13 protein-coding genes are annotated in these 16,623 nt (G+C 65.7%); 5 read left to right on the top strand and 8 right to left on the bottom strand.

Going from position 1 to position 16,623, the window contains the following annotated elements; translation table 11 throughout:
- Positions 1–61: 61 nt before the first annotated feature.
- Positions 62–2,236, top strand: a complete 2,175-nt coding sequence (locus ACSC1P_RS02370; protein WP_435358526.1) for a CDC48 family AAA ATPase — start codon at positions 62–64, stop codon at positions 2,234–2,236.
- 53 nt (positions 2,237–2,289) lie between these two features.
- Complete coding sequence (locus ACSC1P_RS02365) at positions 2,290–3,216, top strand: winged helix-turn-helix domain-containing protein (RefSeq protein ID WP_435358525.1); 927 nt, start codon at positions 2,290–2,292, stop codon at positions 3,214–3,216.
- A 9-nt stretch (positions 3,217–3,225) separates the two neighbouring features.
- On the opposite strand, the gene ACSC1P_RS02360 is transcribed toward ACSC1P_RS02365, so the two are convergent.
- Positions 3,226–3,834 (bottom strand): protein sorting system archaetidylserine decarboxylase, encoded by a 609-nt coding sequence (locus ACSC1P_RS02360; protein ID WP_435358524.1) that lies wholly within the window; start codon positions 3,832–3,834, stop codon positions 3,226–3,228.
- A gap of 413 nt (positions 3,835–4,247) precedes the next feature.
- On the bottom strand, positions 4,248–7,079 hold the full coding sequence (locus tag ACSC1P_RS02355; protein ID WP_435358523.1) for a DEAD/DEAH box helicase: 2,832 nt from the start codon (positions 7,077–7,079) through the stop codon (positions 4,248–4,250).
- A gap of 114 nt (positions 7,080–7,193) precedes the next feature.
- Here ACSC1P_RS02355 and ACSC1P_RS02350 point away from each other — a divergent pair, with 114 nt between their 5' ends.
- Positions 7,194–8,675 carry a hypothetical protein gene (locus ACSC1P_RS02350; protein ID WP_435358522.1) on the top strand — a complete coding sequence of 494 codons (1,482 nt, stop codon included), beginning with the start codon at positions 7,194–7,196 and terminating at the stop codon, positions 8,673–8,675.
- On the opposite strand, the gene ACSC1P_RS02345 is transcribed toward ACSC1P_RS02350, so the two are convergent.
- From ACSC1P_RS02345 to ACSC1P_RS02335, 3 genes are read right to left on the bottom strand one after another with little or no spacing between them, the layout of a single operon-like run.
- A complete protein-coding gene (locus ACSC1P_RS02345; protein WP_435358521.1) occupies positions 8,672–9,415 on the bottom strand; it encodes a metallophosphoesterase in 744 nt (247 codons plus the stop codon). The two genes, ACSC1P_RS02350 and ACSC1P_RS02345, sit on opposite strands and share 4 nt — an antisense overlap.
- Positions 9,415–11,121, bottom strand: a complete 1,707-nt coding sequence (locus ACSC1P_RS02340) for an RPA family protein (RefSeq protein ID WP_435358520.1) — start codon at positions 11,119–11,121, stop codon at positions 9,415–9,417. Before ACSC1P_RS02340 ends, ACSC1P_RS02345 begins: the two co-directional genes overlap by 1 nt.
- Positions 11,118–12,395 carry a Single-stranded DNA binding protein gene (locus ACSC1P_RS02335; RefSeq protein WP_435358519.1) on the bottom strand — a complete coding sequence of 426 codons (1,278 nt, stop codon included), beginning with the start codon at positions 12,393–12,395 and terminating at the stop codon, positions 11,118–11,120. The genes ACSC1P_RS02340 and ACSC1P_RS02335 overlap by 4 nt, the downstream gene beginning before the upstream one ends.
- 412 nt (positions 12,396–12,807) lie before the next feature.
- Here ACSC1P_RS02335 and ACSC1P_RS02330 point away from each other — a divergent pair, with 412 nt between their 5' ends.
- The gene (locus tag ACSC1P_RS02330; RefSeq protein WP_435358518.1) at positions 12,808–13,476 is read left to right on the top strand and encodes a 2,5-diamino-6-(ribosylamino)-4(3H)-pyrimidinone 5'-phosphate reductase; all 669 of its coding nucleotides are present in this window, start codon (positions 12,808–12,810) and stop codon (positions 13,474–13,476) included.
- Positions 13,477–13,530: 54 nt separating this feature from the next.
- On the top strand, positions 13,531–13,722 hold the full coding sequence (locus ACSC1P_RS02325) for a hypothetical protein (protein ID WP_435358517.1): 192 nt from the start codon (positions 13,531–13,533) through the stop codon (positions 13,720–13,722).
- Positions 13,723–13,734: 12 nt separating this feature from the next.
- Here ACSC1P_RS02325 and ACSC1P_RS02320 read toward each other — a convergent pair whose 3' ends face one another.
- The 3 genes from ACSC1P_RS02320 to ACSC1P_RS02310 form a co-directional block, all read right to left on the bottom strand.
- A complete protein-coding gene (locus ACSC1P_RS02320; protein WP_435358516.1) occupies positions 13,735–14,700 on the bottom strand; it encodes a nucleotidyltransferase domain-containing protein in 966 nt (321 codons plus the stop codon).
- 77 nt (positions 14,701–14,777) lie between these two features.
- Positions 14,778–15,065 carry a DUF7545 family protein gene (locus ACSC1P_RS02315; protein ID WP_435358515.1) on the bottom strand — a complete coding sequence of 96 codons (288 nt, stop codon included), beginning with the start codon at positions 15,063–15,065 and terminating at the stop codon, positions 14,778–14,780.
- A 53-nt stretch (positions 15,066–15,118) separates the two neighbouring features.
- Complete coding sequence (locus tag ACSC1P_RS02310; RefSeq protein WP_435358514.1) at positions 15,119–16,621, bottom strand: GAF domain-containing sensor histidine kinase; 1,503 nt, start codon at positions 16,619–16,621, stop codon at positions 15,119–15,121.
- Between the last annotated feature and the right edge of the window lie 2 nt (positions 16,622–16,623).

Here is a 16,623-nt window from a genome sequence, read left to right as displayed (position 1 = left end):
ACGGCGGACGTTCCAGCCACGGAGAGTAATTCTCAAGAGACCCCGGTGAAAATTACCTGTCATGAGTTCCCAGGAAGGGACCGACCTCGTCCTGACGGTCCGTGCGGCCGAAAAGCGCGACGCTGGTCGCGGGGTCGCCCGCATCCCCGAATCCGCGCGCAAAGCCCTCGGCGTGTTGAGCGGCGACACGGTCCTCATCGAGGGGTCCCGCCGTACCGTCGCGAAGGTGTGGCCCGCCAGCCCAGACGTCCCCGACGGCGTCATCCAGATAGACGCCGACGGCCGAGCGAACGCCGGCGCGAAAGTCGGCGACTCAGTGACGGTGATGGCCGCAGAGGTCGAAGACGCCGCAGTCATCCACCTCGCACCGCCGGAATCGCTCAAGAGCGTCCCCGCTGGCGTCATCCAGCGCGCCATTCGTCGTGACCTCGAAGGGCGACCGGTGAGCGTCAACGAACGAATCCGACTCGAACGCATCTCGTCTGCGCCGTTCCGAATCGTCCGAACTGGCCCCGAGTCGCCGGTGCGCATCACGGCCGACACGGAGGTCGTCGTCGAGCAACAGAGCTACGACCCCGAGGCTGCACAGCCACCGAGTGGAACCGAATCGGCAGAGAGTCAACAGACCCAGTCACCGCCGCCGGAACAGCCGAGCGGCATCACCTACGAGGACATCGGTGGCCTCGACGACGAACTCGAACTCGTCCGCGAGATGGTCGAGTTGCCGATGTCCGAACCGGACCTCTTCCGGAAACTGAACATCGACCCGCCGCGCGGCGTCCTCCTCTACGGCCCGCCGGGCACTGGCAAGACGCTCATCGCGAAAGCCGTCGCCAACGAGGTCAACGCCGAATTCATCAACATCTCCGGCCCGGAGATCATGTCGAAGTACAAGGGCGAATCCGAGGAGAAGATTCGCGAGACGTTCGAGCGCGCTCGCAAGGAGTCTCCGGCCATCATCTTCTTCGACGAAATCGACTCCATCGCGGGCAAGCGCGACGACGAGAGCGACGTGGAGAACCGCGTCGTCGCCCAACTACTCTCGCTGATGGACGGCCTCGAATCTCGCGGTGACGTGGTCGTCATCGGCGCGACGAACCGCGTCGACTCGCTCGACCCGGCGCTTCGGCGCGGTGGGCGATTCGACCGTGAGATAGAAATCGGCGTCCCCGACGCCGGTGGCCGGCGCGAGATTCTCGACGTACACACGCGCGGGATGCCGCTGGCCGACGACGTGGACCTCGACAAAATCGCCTCTCGGACCCACGGCTTCGTCGGGGCCGACCTCGACAGTGTCGTCAGTGAGGCCGCGATGGTCGCCATCCGGAATCGGCCCGAGGCCGACGAAGAGCGACAGGCGTGGAACGAGAGCCCGAACGTCGCGAAAGCCGACTTCGAAGCCGCACTCGCCTCGGTCGAAGCCAGTGCGATGCGCGAGTACATCGCCGAGAAGCCGAACGTCGACTACGACGACGTAGGTGGGCTGGACGAGGCGAAACAGACGCTTCGCGAGGCCATCGAGTGGCCGCTCTCGTACGGACCGCTGTTCGACGCGGCGAAGACCTCGCCGCCCTCTGGAGTCCTGCTGTACGGGCCGCCGGGCACCGGGAAAACGCTCCTCGCCCGCGCGCTCGCCGGTGAATCCGGCGTGAACTTCATCCGGGTCGACGGACCGGAACTGCTGGACCGGTACGTCGGCGAATCCGAGCGTGCGGTCCGCAAGGTGTTCGAGCGAGCACGACAGGCCGCACCCTCCATCATCTTCTTGGACGAAATCGACGCCATCGCGGGCGAACGCGGCGGCGACAGCCACGAGGTCACGGAGCGCGTCGTCTCGCAACTGCTCACCGAACTCGACGGCCTCGCGGAGAACCCAAACCTCGTCGTGCTCGCCGCGACGAATCGCAAGGAGTTCATCGACCGTGCACTGCTTCGGCCGGGGCGACTGGACACTCACATCGAAGTGCCCGAACCCGACCACGACGGTCGCCGGAAGATTCTGGAGGTCACGACCGCGGGCAAACCGCTGGGCGACGACGTGGACCTCGACGCCCTCGCGGGCGAGCTTGAGGGGGCGACCGGGGCCGACCTCGAAGCCGTCGTCAGAGACGCGTCGATGCGCGCCATCCGCGAACTCGCGAACGGTCTGAGTCCCGACGAGGCCAACGAGAAACGCGACGAACTCATCATCGAGGCCCGACACTTCGAGGAGGCGAAGGCGCGACTCGAACAGTAGCACGACTGCGACCGCCCGGAAGCCACTTACTACCTGTTCTCGAACACGTCAGCATGAGCGATGTCGTCGTCGAGCGACTGCCGCCGGACGAGGCGTTCGAGTTGCTCGCACACGAGACGCGGTTTCGCATCCTCGAAGTCCTCCTCGAAGCCGACGGTCGGTTGCCGTTCAGCGAGTTGCGTGAGCGGACCGGGGTGCGTGACCCCGGCCAGTTCAACTACCACCTTGGGAAGTTGACCGGCCGATTCGTCGTCAAAGGCGGGAAAGACGGGGACGACGAGGACGGTGACGAGGAGAATGAAGGCTACCGGCTCTCGGGAGCCGGAATGCAAATCGTCGGCGGGGTACTCTCGGGCGGGTACACGAAGGAGATGGACGCAGAACCAGTCGACACTGGTGAGCCCTGTATCGGGTGTGGTGAGTCGATGGAACTTCAGTTCCGGCCGGGAGCTGTTCGATTGACCTGCCCCGCCTGTGACGTGGACTTCACCGACATGGACGTGCCACCGGGCATCCTAGAAGGCGTCGACCCGGCCGACGCACCGGCAGTGTTAGACCGCTGGCTAAAACGACTGATGGCGGTCACCGACCACGGGTTCTGTTTCAGCTGTGACGGACAGGTCGACAAGTACGTGTTCACGGTCGACGGTGACGACGCGCCGTCGTGGGTCGACCCCGACGAAGACGAGGGCGAAGCGGGCGTCCGCTACGACTGTCAGCGGTGCGAGCGAAACTGGCACAGCGACGCCGGCATCGCCGTGCTGTCCCACCCAGCAGTCGTCTCGTTCCTGTACGAACACGGTGTCGACGTTCGCGAGACGCCACTGTGGGCGCATAGCTGGCTCTCGATACACAACGCGTCCGTCGTTCAGCGGGAACCGCTTCGGGTCGACGTGACCATCGAACTGGAAGAAGAGCGGTTGGTTCTGACACTCGACCGGTCGGTCGACTTAGTCGAGACCCGACGAGAATCGGCTTGAGCAGCCGCCTTACTCCGACGCTTCGACGAACACCGTTTCGCCTGCCCGAACCACGTCGCCTTTCTCGACGAGCAACTCGTCACGCTCGACTTCCGGCGGGAACAGCACGTCCGCCCGACTGCCGAACGAGATGTGGCCGAGGCGCTGGCCACGGCCGAGTTTCTCTCCGCCGCCCACCCACGGGTGGATACGGCGAGCGAACGCCCCGGCGATGAGCGTCACCTCGTACGGCCCATCGTCGGCGTCGAGTTCGATGTGTACCTTCTCGTTCTTGTCCGAGTCTTTCGAGAACGCCGGGCGGTGCAAGCCGGGCGAGTGCTCGACCGATTCGACCGTCCCGGCGACCGGCGCGCGGTTGACGTGCACGTCGGTGACGTTCATGAACACGCCGACGCGGAGGCGGTCGCCCTCTTCACGAACCACCGACACGCGCCCGTCCGCCGGGGAGACGATTCCTGACTTCGGCGGCGACCGCGGTGGGTCGCGGAAGAAGTGAAGGGTCGCGGCCGCCGCCAGCAGACAGCCGAGGCCGGCGAGTGGCGTCGCCAGCACGGCGGCGAGTGGTGAGGCGGCGGCGAAGTACGCGGCGAGTCGTCGGCCAGCGGGCACGAAACGCATCTCGTTCGTGGAGGTGTGGCCGAGCGATTTGTGCGTTTCGAGGTCGGCCGACCACACTGGTTAGAGTATGCGAATGCTTGTCTATCTAATATATTAGAACGAGGAGCTTTACTGTCAGCAGGGTAAGTAGTGATACGCAGTTCTCCCCGAACTGTGCCGCCGTCGGTGGTGGCGCAGTCGAACGGATGCTGCAGGCAACTGTCGGGACGCCCCGACGCTGGTTCGTCGTCCACCTCCCCCGGACGCGAACCGCACTGACGAACGGTCGCCCACTACTCCCCCCGGGCGCTCGTTCACCTGGCCGGTCACCAACTCCCCCGGTGGCCGGCTCTCGTCCGGACTCCCACTACTCCCCCCGGGGGTCCGTTCACAATTCTGCGGAAGTAACACACGGAGCCTCGGCCGACTGCCGCTCACCAGAAACTCTGCGTCCGGGCGTACTCGCGCTCCTGTGCGAGGATATCCCGGTAGAAGTCCATCTCGTCCTCTCGTAGCTTGTTGATGATGCGGGCCGCGTTGTGCGGGCCGACGCCGCGCGCGGCAAGCGCGATGACTGCCCGCTTTCCGTGCGTCTGGACGAGACTCGCCGCGCGGTAGGCTCGCTCGGTCTGTTTCTCCTGCTCGTCGTCCTTCTCGGTCGCTCGCACGGCTTTGACCACCTCGTCTGCCCACGGGTTGAGCGCCGCGACACGAGTCGACCCACAGTTTGGACACTCGGGCTGGTCGCGCACGCGAGAGACCTTCTTCTGCTGTTTCCAGTCGTGGCAGTGGGTACAGCAGAGGATGACGCGGTCGTTCTGGATGCGTTCTTTGACCGTCTCGATGACGCTCGCGTCGGCGTTCTCTGGCGCGAGCAGTTCCTTCCCAGCCGAGTGGCCGTCGGTCCCGATGGGTGTGAGGTCGCCGTGGACGACCACGTCGAGGTCACCGTCCTGAATCGCCCGAAGGAGACGACCGGTCGCGTCGACCGCGAGGTCTTCGTGGAACACTTCGCGGACTGACTCGTCGTACATCGGCGTGTCACGGAGCGCGGCGAGCAACCGGTCACCGGAGACGCCGGAGCCTTCCCAGCGCTTGAGACTGCCGAACTTCGCGGCGACTTGCGAGAGGCGGAACTTGAGTGCGTCAGAGTTCTTGAGCGAGAGTTCGATGAGCGGTTCGACGTGGTCGGGGTCGGTCGTCTCTAGCACCTCGACGATTTCGCCCAGTGCGACACCGGAGGGGACCTCCAACTCGATGCGGTACGGGTCCGAGTCCATGCCGACGCTGGAACCGGTTCGTTGGCCGAGCAGGGCAGAGAGGAGTCGGCCGAGCGTCGCGTTCACCTTGTGGCCGAACGGGGCGTTCACGACGAACGTGTTCGCCCGGCCCTCGACGACGATACGGTCTGCGGTCGGCATCGGGGCCTCGGCCTCGACCTGTCGCTCGAACTGTTTCAGTGCGGAGACGACGGTGTCTTGGTCGGCGGGATACCGGCTACAGAACTCGCGTGCGACGGCGGTCCGGGGCGCACCCCGCTCGAACTGCGGTTCGGCAACAGCGCGTAACTCGCCGACCTCGCGAGCGACCGATTCGGGGACCGGAATCTCTTGGCCAATCCACGTCGGCACCTCGCCCGCCGGGTCCTCGATGGGTGAGACTTTGACCTGTGACTCCTCGTCGTCGACCTCGACGATACGCCACATCTCGCCGCGCTGGATGAACACCTCACCTTGCGTGGCGAAGTTGACGACGAATCGCTCGTCGAGCGTCCCGACTTGCTGGCCCGCGGCCATGTCGTACACCTCGTAGGTCGCCTCGTCGGGAATCATCGAGAGGTTCGCGTACACGTACTGCCACGTCCCACCAGAGGTCTCCAGCATGTCGGCTTCTTCGTTCAGCCAGAGGACGCGATTCCCGTGAAGTTCACGCACCACGTTTCGGAAGTCGTCCTCCGAGAGGTCACGGAACGGGTAGGCGCGCGTGACGAGTTCGTACGCTTTCCGCGCCCCGATTTCGCCCATGCTCTTGCACATCGCCGGCAACTGGTTGGCGACCACGTCGAGGCTCCCGTCGTGGATAGCCGCCGGTTCGACCTCACCCGCTTTCGCCTGTCGGGCGATGGCCATCGCCTCGAACGTGTCGTCGGCCCGGGTCGTGACGACAGTGCCCGAGGAGACTTCGTCGCGGCGGTGTCCGGCCCGGCCGACGCGCTGGAGGAGTCGGGCGACTTCTCTCGGACTCTGGTATTGGACGACGTGGTCGATACGGCCCACGTCGATGCCGAGTTCCATCGACGAGGTACAGAGCAGGGCGTCGATGTCGCCCGCCTTGAACGCGTCTTCGACCTCGATTCTGGCCGCCTTCGAGAGCGAGCCGTGGTGGACGCCGATGGGCAAGTCGAGTTCCTTGAACCGGGAGCCGAGCGCTTCTGCTGTCTGTCTGGTGTTGACGAAGATGAGCGTCGAGTCGTGGGCGGCGACGATGTCCCGAATCGTTCGGACGTGGCTGGCGACGCTCGCGTCGGTCACTAACGCGCCCGCGAGCGTCTCGTCCTCGTCGGTGACTTCGGGGTCGACGACGCGCAGGTCGATGTCGCTGCCGACCGAGACCTCGCGGACCGCACAGCCACGGCCGCCGGTCAGGAACGCGCCCACTTCTTCGGGGTCGCCCACGGTCGCCGAGAGGCCGATTCGCTGGAACGGCCCAGCGAGTTCGCGCAATCGTTCGAGTGCGATTGTCAGCTGTGCCCCACGCTTCGAGGCGGCGAGTTCGTGGACTTCGTCGACGACCACGTGGTCGAGGTCGGACAGGGCGACCCTGAGCTTCTTGCCCGTCAGCATCGCCTGAATCGTCTCCGGGGTCGTCACGAGCACGTCGGGCGGGTCGTTCGCCTGCTGACTCCGGCGGTAGTCGCTCGTGTCCCCGTGACGAACGTCTACCTCCAGTCCGAGCGTCTCACCCCACCAGTCCAGTCGCTCACGCATGTCGCGGTTCAGCGCCCGGAGCGGCGTGACGTACAGCGCACCGATGCCGAACCGTTCCCCATCGGCCTCCCTCGCTCGAACGAGTGCGTCGAACACCGGGAGCATCGCCGTCTCGGTCTTACCGGTCCCGGTCGGTGCCACGACGAGCGTGTGCCTGCCGTCCGCGATGGCTGGCAACGCAGTCCGCTGGGTCCGCGTCGGCGTCTGGAAGCCACGCTCTGAGAGCGCCGCTCGTACCGACTCTCCGAGGACCGTGAACGCGGCCGCTCCGGCTGTCATCGGTGGGTGTAGTGGGGCGAATCTATTGAATCGCTCGCACCTTTCTTTCAGATATCGTGTTACTGCGTTGAGCAATACGATTATCGTGTCCTGTCACCGTTTCTTCCACACGCAATGAGTGTACCCAGCGGGTGGTATGGGGGGTACACGATCGACGTCGAACGGGACGGCGTCGTGGTGCGGAAGGGGCTGGATTTGACGACGTTACCGCTGCCGGCGCTGAAGTTCGGCTTCCGGTCAGCACGGGACAGCGCGGTGGGTGTACGGCTCACAGAGCAACTGCCGGAGGGAATCACGTTCGACCACGTCGCGGTCCACACCGACCACGGCGGCATCGACTGGAGCGCCTTCGAAGACGGCAGACTGGTGTACACCGGAGCGGTGCCGCCGGGTGGGACGGTCTGTACCCTGTTCATGGTGTGGCTGGAACGACCCGAGCACGTCTATCGCTTCCTCACAGAGCCGTACTTGCGAGTGGCCTCCGACCCGAACGCGCCGTCGCTCCGGCCGGTCGGCGTCGAGACCGACCTCCGCATCGTCGACGGTCGCTTCGCAAAGGCGGACCGGTTCGCCAGCGTCGTCGAAGACGTTGAGCGCTCGCTGAGTGCCCGTGCGGCGACGCCGCCGCCTGCGCCTTCGAAACCGAGTGTCACGGTCGAACACGGCACGACGGCGTGGCCGCACCCGGTCCACCGAGGCGGCGAGGAAGCGCTCGACTTACCGACGGAAGACGCGGTGACTGCCCTCGCACCCGAAGCCGGCGGCGACGGCGACCACTTCGTCCGCGTGGGGACGCAGGACACCTATCACGGTGGCGGTCCCGTCGTCGTCGCACAAGAACTCGCCAACGCCTTCGAGATTCGGGGCCGTCGCGTAGTCGACGACGAGGTGGTCGAAGCCGTCGTCGCGACGGACGGACCGACTCGACACGTCGCGACACGACTGCTCGCTCGTGAGCAAGTCTCGGACGTGCTCGTCTCCCCACTGTTCGAGTCCGACGCGCCGGAACCGATGCCCGCGGTGGGTCCCGGACAACCGGCAGCCGAAGACGCGTCGAGCTTCTCGCCGGTCGAATCCGCCGAACTCGAAGCCGAACTCGACGCGACCGACTTCCCGGACATTACGGAGAACGCGACCATCGGAGACGATGGCGACGACAGCGATGCCGACGAGACCAACGACGACGATACGGATGACCTCGATGACGAACGCGACCAGTTAGTAGAAGCAGAAGACCACGCCGACACCGCTCACGCGGAACCAGCCGAGGACCCCGCGGAGATGGACTGGGTGGAAGAGATGGTCGAGTCGGTCACCGTCGGCGAATCCGGCGTCGAAAGCAGCGGTGGAGAAACCGAGCAGAAAGATGCACCTGCACCGCCTGAATGGGGCGCTCGCTTCGACGAACTCGGCTCGGTGGACGACCCGGAGGAGTCGACGACCGACCGAGCCGCGAACATCGAACGGCTGGAGGCGGAAATCGACCGGGTGACCGACGAACTCGCGACACTCGAAGCCGAACTCGCGGCTCTCAAAGCGGAAGACGCAGAGTCGGCTGCGGAACAGTCGGCAGCAGAAGAGGCGAGCGAGGACTAAACGCGTTCGTAGGGGCCGAGTCGCGTCCCATCGAGCAGATAGGCTTGGCCATCACGCAGGCCGTCTGGGAGGAACGGCGCGAGGAAGTCCGAACCCGTGTTGACCCACGTGCCGCCACAGAGGTCGTTGAACGCCGGGAAGACGACCAGTTCTGGGTTTTGCCAGTGTTCGACCAGCGCCGAGTCTCGGTTCTCGAACGGTCGCGAGTCGAGCGCCCCGCGTAGCCAGATGCGTTCGATGCGGCTGCCACCGACCTCGTCTGTCAGTCGGACACACGGGTGTTCGTGAGCCATACAGACGATGTCTGCCGCCAGCACGTCTCGTGACGGCCACATGTGCCCATGCGCGAATCCGACATCACCGAGACGGACACCGGCGCCGTCGGTGACCTCGGCATCTATCCAGCCCTCTATACCGCCGTCGTGGTTGCCCTTCACGACCGTCGTCGGCAGGTTGAGCGTTTCGAGTAATACCTCGCACTCGCCGCGCTCTGCGCCGCCCGGGCCGCCGATGGAGTGCATGAAGTCACCCAACACGAGAAATCTGTCTGGGTTCGTCTGCGCCGCGAGGGCCTGTACCTGCTCGCGGCGGTCGGCCGCGTGGCTCTCGACGTGGAGGCCGCGCTCGTACCGAAGCGCGTCTTCGATACCCGCGTGAAAATCGGCGACGACGAGCACGCGCTCGTCGCCGGTTTCGACCACCGCGGCCGGGCTGTTCGGGACCGGTTCGACCGAGGCCATCAGATGGGCTTGAGCGTGTCGTCGTCCGGCTCGTAGCAGTGCCCACCGATGAGCGCGTTCTGGATGGCGTCGTCGACGGCGTCCTCGTCCGCACCCGTGTCGGCGATGGCCTTCTCGACCACGTCGGCGCGGGCGGCACCGTCGCCGTCGTCCAGTTCCGACATCACGTCGATGACGTAGTCGTCGAGGTCGACGTCTTCGGCTGGCTCGTCGGCTTCTTCTGCAGCAGCGTCGTCGGCTTCGGACTCGTCGGTGTCGGTGTCAGCTTCGGGTTCGGGTTCTGCCGCCGCTTCGGCGTCAGCTGCTTCGGGCGTCGCCGATTCTGGCTCCGGCGTCTCGATGCCGGCCTCACCGGGGTCGTCGACCTCGCTCCCCGAGGTGAAATCGGTGCCGAACTCGGCCTCGATTTCTTCGCGTTCCTCGTCGTCCATTTCGTACATCCCACCGGTGTCTTCGACTGCCGCGTCTGCGGTCTCTGTAGACGCTGTGGAGTCGGTGGTGTCGGCGGAAGTATCGTCCTCGGCCCCGCTATCGCCGCCGAGGTCACCCGGCTCGAAGTCACCGATACCGCCGTCGTCGCTCGACTCGGGTTCGGAAGCGGTGTCGACAGTCGCCGACTCGCTCGAACCCTCGGCGCTGGCAGCGACTTCGACCTGTGCCGGTTCGGACTCGGAGGCTGGCTCGTCGTCGACGGGCTCTCCCTCACTCGCCGCTGGTTCGGCTGCTGCGAGGTCCTCGTCGCTCGGTTCGTCGGCCGCGGCGACCGGTTCGGTCTCCGCAGGTTCCGACTCGGGTTCAGGCTCAGGCTCCGATTCCGATGCTGCCGCAGCGTCGTCGCTGGACACACCGGAATCGTCTGCTTCGGCGGAAGCGTCGGCTGCAGCGGACCCGGCTTCGGTTTCGGCCTCGGCAGCCGTCGAGTCGGTGGCCTCGGGCGTCGGTTGCGCCGAGGCATCTACCTCACCCAGCGCACTCAGTTCGCTGTTTCGCAGCGAGGCCCACGTCGCGGTGCCGTCGCCGGCGTCTGCCGGAGCGAGTGAGAAGTCGCCGACTTCGTCGCGCTCGCCGGCGACCATCCGAACCGCGTCGATGGCGGCCTGGCGCAGGCCAGCGAGGTACGCGGGAGTCGTGCCGTAGTGATCCATCGCGAGCGGGATGCCCGCAGCGAGGCTCGATGGGACGCCGCGGGCTTCGAGTGCGGCCTGTAGGTCCTCGCCGGTCTCCTCCATGAGCGCGGCTTCGGCGAACGTGGCGATGCGTCGAAGCGTCTGCTCTGCGGTCGTGACGACCCAGCGGTCCCGGGTGTCGGCGTCGATCTGCGTGATGCTCTCCGGGCGGATGGAGGTGAACACGCGGTCGGAGTCGTCGGGCGAGAACGTCCGGCCCTTGCCGGTGATGGCGACGAACGCCGGAGGCGTCGTCGATTCGAGGACGGCCATCTCGTCGGGCTGGTACTGCCCGGCGTAGACGACGAACGCGCCCGTCGGGTCGACCACGCGCCCGCGAAGGACTTCCTCGTTCACGTTCTCGACTTCGGTGAGGACGCCGACGGCGAACAGGCGGTTGACCCGTGCGCCAGTCGGCGTGATGACGTAGTTCGGCGCGCGCTCTTCGTCCGACTCCTGGTAGGAGAGCGTCGCGGCGTCGAACTCCGTGGCGAACAGTCGGTAGGCGACTTCGCGTCGCTGAATTCCGCTCGCGCTCATGCTTCTACCTCGCTAAGCAGCGCACTTGCACGGTCTGCCGGGTCGTCTTCGGATCGGTCGAAGGCTGTCGCGTCGAGATTCGCGCCGTAGTCGTCGACCGAGAAGTGCCCTCGCACCCTGTACTCGAAGCCGACGATGCGCTCGCGGATGCTGTCAGCGACGACTTCCTTGTCCATCGCGTCGCGGGCCTCGTCTTTGGCGTCTTCGAGGGTACCGTCGTACACCTTCTCGGTCAGGTCGCGGTCGAGGACGACCGTCGCGGTCGCCGAGCCGTCGTCGAGGATGGCTTTGACGCGAAGGTCGTCTTCGCCGTCCACGTCGCCGTGGGCGCGGCACTGACCGTTCTGGACGACGCGGTTGCACTCGGGACAACGTTCGATGAGGCCGGAACCGTCACGGACTGCGATGACGTTGCCGACGAGGGCCACGTCGTAGATGCCGCCCGACGAAATCGCGTCGTCGATGGCCATCTCGGTCGCGGCTTCGCCGACCGAGACGTCGTGGTCGAGTTCGGTGACGGTCGTGAACTCGGAGACGTTGACCTCCGGGACGCCACGGTACTCGCGGACGTAGGCGTTCTCGATGCGGACCGGCTTGCCCGCCTCGATAGCCTCGGAGACCTCCCAGCAGGTGAACGGGAGTCGGCCGGATTCGTCGCCGAAGACACCGCTCAGGATGTCGGTCTCGCCGTTTCGGCCGTCGATGGTTCGGCGTTCGACCTCTTCGACGCTCACTTCGACGGTGACGCCGCGGTCGCCCGAGCGAAGCTCGCGCAGGGTCGCGTCGCCACCGACGTCGTAGGGCACGTCGAGGTCGTCTTCGAGGAACGAGAGCGAGGTGCTCTCGCCGAGGTTCAATTCGGCGTTGCCGTCCCACTCGCGCACGCCGGCGTTGCCGGCCTGAATCGTATCACCCGCGGAGAGGCCGAAGTCGGTCCACGCGGTGTAGGAGATTTTGCCGCTCTCGTCGGCGAGTTCGCCTTCGAAGATGACCTTCTCCTCGCCCTGTGTCTGGATGGAGCGCTTGCCGACCGAGAGGACGCGCCCGGTGACGCTCACGTTCCCGTCGTCGGGCGTGATGTCGCCGATGCGCTTTTCCGATGGCGCGGAGCCGCCGCCACCGCCGGAGTCGTCACCGTACTTGCGGCGAAGGCTCTGGACGGCTTCGTCCATCGGGACGCTGTACGATAGCAGGTTTTCGAGGTCCGATTTGACCTCCTGTTTGTCGACGCCGAGGTCGGAGGCGAGTTCCTCAGCGCGGTCGTCGAGACTCATGGGAAGTCGTTCGGCGGCATCCCCTAAAAAGGGTTCGCGGAGTCGGAGTGCTGGAGTTCTGGGGAATCGCGAGCCTGAACAGACGCTCTGGCGCGCGCTGGCGAGTGTGTCTGCGCCTCGGCGCAGACCACGAGCAGAAATCGCGCGAGGTCGCCGTGAGCCTGCGAACGGCGGCAAGTGAGAGCGTGCTCTCACGAGGGATGAGGAACGCAACGTCGCGGAGCGACGTGAGTACCGGAATCGGATGGGGAGGTAGTGGCTGCGGTGCGGTCATGTACACCAGCGTTCGGGGATTCGTTTTCGAAACGAGTCAAGGTGAAAACACTTCCTGAGCGAGACTCTGGTCGTACTCCTCAACACTCGAAGTCTCACCACCGAAACCAGTTTCTCGCTCCCGTGGCACTACCCGATAATGCACGTCCACGTCAACGCCGCGACGAGCGCCGACGGCAAGCTCGCCTCGCGCACGCGAGAACAGTTGAAGATTAGCGGGCCACAGGACTTCGAGCGCGTGGACCACGTCAGAGCCCAGAACGACGCGGTGATGGTCGGCGTCGGCACCGTCCTCGCCGACGACCCATCGCTGACGCTCGACGCGGCGGAGCGCATCGAAAAGCGCGAGTCGACCGGTCGCCCCGCACATCCGGCCCGCGTCGTCGCCGACTCCCGGGCGCGAACGCCGACCGACGCCCGAATTCTCGACGACACCGCCGAGACGTATCTGCTCGTGAGTGAGGCGGCCTCAGAATCGCGACGGGCGGCGCTGGCCGACGCCGGAGCCACGGTCGTCGTCGCGGGTGAGGAGCGTGTCGACCTCACCGCCGGTCTCGACGCCCTCGAAGACCACAGTATCGAGCGCCTGATGGTCGAGGGCGGCGGCGAACTCATCTTCTCGCTGTTCGAGGACTCGCTCGTCGACGAACTCTCGGTGTACGTCGGGTCGCTCGTCGTCGGCGGCCGCGAAGCACCGACACTGGCCGACGGAGACGGCTTTACCGCGGATTTTCCGCGGTTGGACCTCGTCGGTGTCGACCGGTTGGACGATGGCGTCGTGCTGAAGTGGAACTGTAAGCACCGGTAAGGTCGTCGTCGGGCGATAGAGTTACAAGAGGCGTGAGCGTAGATACCCATTGTCATGGGAGACACCAAACGTGGACGCGAACGCAAACACCGCGGTAAGGAATCCCAGGTTCTTGAACAAGACCTCCACTACGCCAAGCGGGTAGAAACAGGCGAAGTCGCCGAAGAGTATCCGCTCGACGAAGGTGACATCGAACTCGACGAAGAGACGCAACTGATATTCGGTCCTGTGACGGCTGACGACTGAGTAGGTCCTAACTTACTCAGACGGCTTTTCCGTGGCGAACGACGCCCGCACGAACTCGTTCACTCGCGCAGTGGCGATGCCGCCGACGGCGTGTGTTGCTGGCGGAATCTTACTCGGGAGCGATAGCTCCGCCGCGGTGAACACCTGGCCGACGACGGCGTCGCCCTCGCCGGCCCGTTTTCTGCGAACGAGGTCACGCGTTCGCTCGACGACCGACGCGGAGGCGATATCCGGGTCGCCTGCCGCAATCTCGTCGAGGAACGCGGGAAAGTCGAGTGTCGGGAACCGGTGTCTGTCTCGGATGTACCGGGCGTAGAGCACCGCCCGAACCACGTACAGAGTCCGTTTGACCGTCTGGTCGCACGCCCCCAGTTCGAGGTGGCCATCGGTCTTCGGGAGATGCTGCAGGTCCGAGTCGGCAGCTGGCCCAGCCGCCGAGTCGGCGTCGCCAGGGACACAAATCCACTCGTCGTCCGTCTCGTCGACGACGACGTACGCCGGGTGGCCGTCTTCGAGCAGTCGACGTTCGAGGTACTTGTGGTACTGGCGGTCGGCGAGCGACCGGAAGTGGTGATACAGCGCGATTGGTTCGAACGACTCGCCGACGTCCGCTTCGAGTGCCGCGAGGGGTTCGAACTCGCGGTAGCGACGCGGTGAGTGGAGGAACTCCAGCGCGGAGGGGTTCGACTCGACGAGTAACTCGGCGAAGCGCGAGACGTTCCAGCCGGTCAGTTCGAGGTCGTCACCGTACTCGGTCTCGATGGTCGCGACCGATTCGCCGAGCGTCGCGTACGCCACGGCTGGCTGGCGAAAGAGGACCGTCACGTCGTAGTCGCTGTCCCGGTCCGAAAGCCCCCACGCACGACTACCGGTGTCACGGGCAGCGAGAACCGTACAGTCGTACTCGCGTTCGACCGCCGCCAACGCGGCGTCGAGGTCGGGCGGTTCAGACGAGTCTGCGGACGAATCGGTCGGCATAGCAACAGATGGGCGAGCGTCGCCCTTGAATGCGGCCGTCCCGTGGTGTCACGGAACAGTCGGTGAGTCGTCGCGGCTCAGTGCTGGTGGCCGGTCGCCTCACCGAAGGTGACGCCGAAGCGCTCTTCGAAGAGGTCCATCGCAGTCGACTCGACGTCGTGGAGGCGGTCGTCGGCGTCCTCAGCGTGGTGGACCATGTGGTGTGCCCGGGAGGCAAAGGAGAGCATCGTGATATCGCCGACGACCTGCGCCGGGCTCTGGTCGCCCTCGGCGAGGAGTTCGACGAGTTCGAGGGGCAGCGTCACTTCGTCTTCGTCGTCGTCGGATTCGATACTGAACGTCACTGTCTCGATGTCGTCTGCCATACCTGCCCCCATGAGAGCCGTGCCTAAAGCCTCTGTGGGTCAGTCCGTACGGGTCACTCCGCCGGCTGCTCAAGCGACCCGCCGAACTCGAATCGCGCGCCGCCCGACTCGCTCTCGGTAACGGAGAGCGGCCACCCGTGGGCGTCGGCGATACGGCCGACGATGGAGAGCCCGAAGCCGGTCCCGTTCTGGTTCGTCGTGTACCCCCGTTCGAGGACCTGGTCGCGGCGGTCGGGTGGAATACCGGGGCCGTCGTCCTCGACGAAGAAGCCATCACAGGTGGTGCCGACCGAGACGACCACGTCCGACCGACCGTGTTCGAGGGCGTTCCGAAAGAGGTTCTCGAAGACGGTGCGCAGCCGTTCGCGGTCCGCGTAGATTACACAGTCAGTCGACGCGTCGAGGGTCGCCTCATCGGCGTCGATAGAGGTCCACGCGGCACTGGCGATGTGCGACAGTGCGACCGGCGACCGTTCGCCGATATCGTCGCCCTGCCGCGAGAGTGTCAGCAGGTCGTCGGTGAGGCGTTCCATTCGTGTCGCAGCCTGTTTGACGTCTTCGAGGTAGCCGAAATCACCTGTCTCGATGGCGAACTCGGTCCCCGCGAGGACGACCGAGAGGGGGCTGCGGAGGTCGTGACTCACGATGCTGGTGAACTCGTCGAGGCGCTGGTTTCGCTCCTGTAGCTCACGTCGTCGCGCCGCCTGTTCGAAGGCGGCCCCCGCGTTCCGACCGAGGATAGTCAGTAGTTCGACCGTCGACTCGGCGAGCTGGCCCGCGTGGGGAATCCCGCTCGCCAAGAGGCCGCGGTCACCGAGTGGAACGAACAGTGCCGAAGCGAGCGGGAGTTCCGGGTGTGACCGGTCGGCCGTCTCACCGAAGTCCTCGACGAGGACCCGGTCGCCGCCGTCGAACACCTCCATCTCGAACGTCCCAGGTGGAATCGGTCGGATGTCCAGCGAGTTCGTGCCATCGATGACGCGTGCGCCGTCGGTCCCCGCGATACCTTCGAGTGAGCCGTCGTCCCCGTCTCGCAACCACAGCGAGACGAACGACTGGTCGAGGACGTGTTCGGCGACGTTGACCGTCGTCTGAGCGATGACGTTCTCGTCGTCGGCTTCGAACAGGTCCCGCGTCGCATCGCTCAGGGCTGCCAGTCGTTCGTCGTGGTCGAGCGGCTCGCGTCCCGATTTGATGACGACGATCATGTCGTCGTTCGTCGCCCTGACGATGGTGACCCGTCGAGCCGACTCCGACGCCTGTTGGTCGGCATCGACGAATGCTGGTCCAGTATCGTCGGCTGCTGGCCCACAGTCGAGGCGGCCGAACCAGCGGCCCGTCCGCGCGGCGGCTGCCAGTCCTTCCTCGAACACGCGATGGTGGTCGTTCGAAATATAGTCACGCCAGTGGACGTCGAGCAGTGCCGCCGGGTCGTCGTGCCCGACCACGCCACCGAACGTTCCGTTCGCGAAGACGCATCGTCCGTCGCTGAGTACGGCGACGCCGGCAGGTCGGTCGAGGTGCCGTCTGGCGCGTGTCGCCGTCACTGTGCCCATGC

This window comes from Haloarchaeobius caseinilyticus, from assembly GCF_051207395.1.
Lineage (GTDB): Archaea > Halobacteriota > Halobacteria > Halobacteriales > Natrialbaceae > Haloarchaeobius.
The sequence above is the reverse complement of the archived record's forward strand: the minus strand, read 5'-3'. Positions and strand labels throughout refer to the sequence as shown.

Bases quoted from the DNA above. Each gene is read 5' to 3' on its own strand.
- ACSC1P_RS02370 (WP_435358526.1), top strand. From the start codon at position 62: ATGAGTTCCCAGGAAGGGACCGACCTCGTCCTGACGGTCCGTGCGGCC.
- ACSC1P_RS02365 (WP_435358525.1), top strand. From the start codon at position 2,290: ATGAGCGATGTCGTCGTCGAGCGACTGCCGCCGGACGAGGCGTTCGAG.
- ACSC1P_RS02360 (WP_435358524.1), bottom strand. From the start codon at position 3,834: ATGCGTTTCGTGCCCGCTGGCCGACGACTCGCCGCGTACTTCGCCGCC.
- ACSC1P_RS02355 (WP_435358523.1), bottom strand. From the start codon at position 7,079: ATGACAGCCGGAGCGGCCGCGTTCACGGTCCTCGGAGAGTCGGTACGA.
- ACSC1P_RS02350 (WP_435358522.1), top strand. From the start codon at position 7,194: ATGAGTGTACCCAGCGGGTGGTATGGGGGGTACACGATCGACGTCGAA.
- ACSC1P_RS02345 (WP_435358521.1), bottom strand. From the start codon at position 9,415: ATGGCCTCGGTCGAACCGGTCCCGAACAGCCCGGCCGCGGTGGTCGAA.
- ACSC1P_RS02340 (WP_435358520.1), bottom strand. From the start codon at position 11,121: ATGAGCGCGAGCGGAATTCAGCGACGCGAAGTCGCCTACCGACTGTTC.
- ACSC1P_RS02335 (WP_435358519.1), bottom strand. From the start codon at position 12,395: ATGAGTCTCGACGACCGCGCTGAGGAACTCGCCTCCGACCTCGGCGTC.
- ACSC1P_RS02330 (WP_435358518.1), top strand. From the start codon at position 12,808: ATGCACGTCCACGTCAACGCCGCGACGAGCGCCGACGGCAAGCTCGCC.
- ACSC1P_RS02325 (WP_435358517.1), top strand. From the start codon at position 13,531: ATGGGAGACACCAAACGTGGACGCGAACGCAAACACCGCGGTAAGGAA.
- ACSC1P_RS02320 (WP_435358516.1), bottom strand. From the start codon at position 14,700: ATGCCGACCGATTCGTCCGCAGACTCGTCTGAACCGCCCGACCTCGAC.
- ACSC1P_RS02315 (WP_435358515.1), bottom strand. From the start codon at position 15,065: ATGGCAGACGACATCGAGACAGTGACGTTCAGTATCGAATCCGACGAC.
- ACSC1P_RS02310 (WP_435358514.1), bottom strand. From the start codon at position 16,621: ATGGGCACAGTGACGGCGACACGCGCCAGACGGCACCTCGACCGACCT.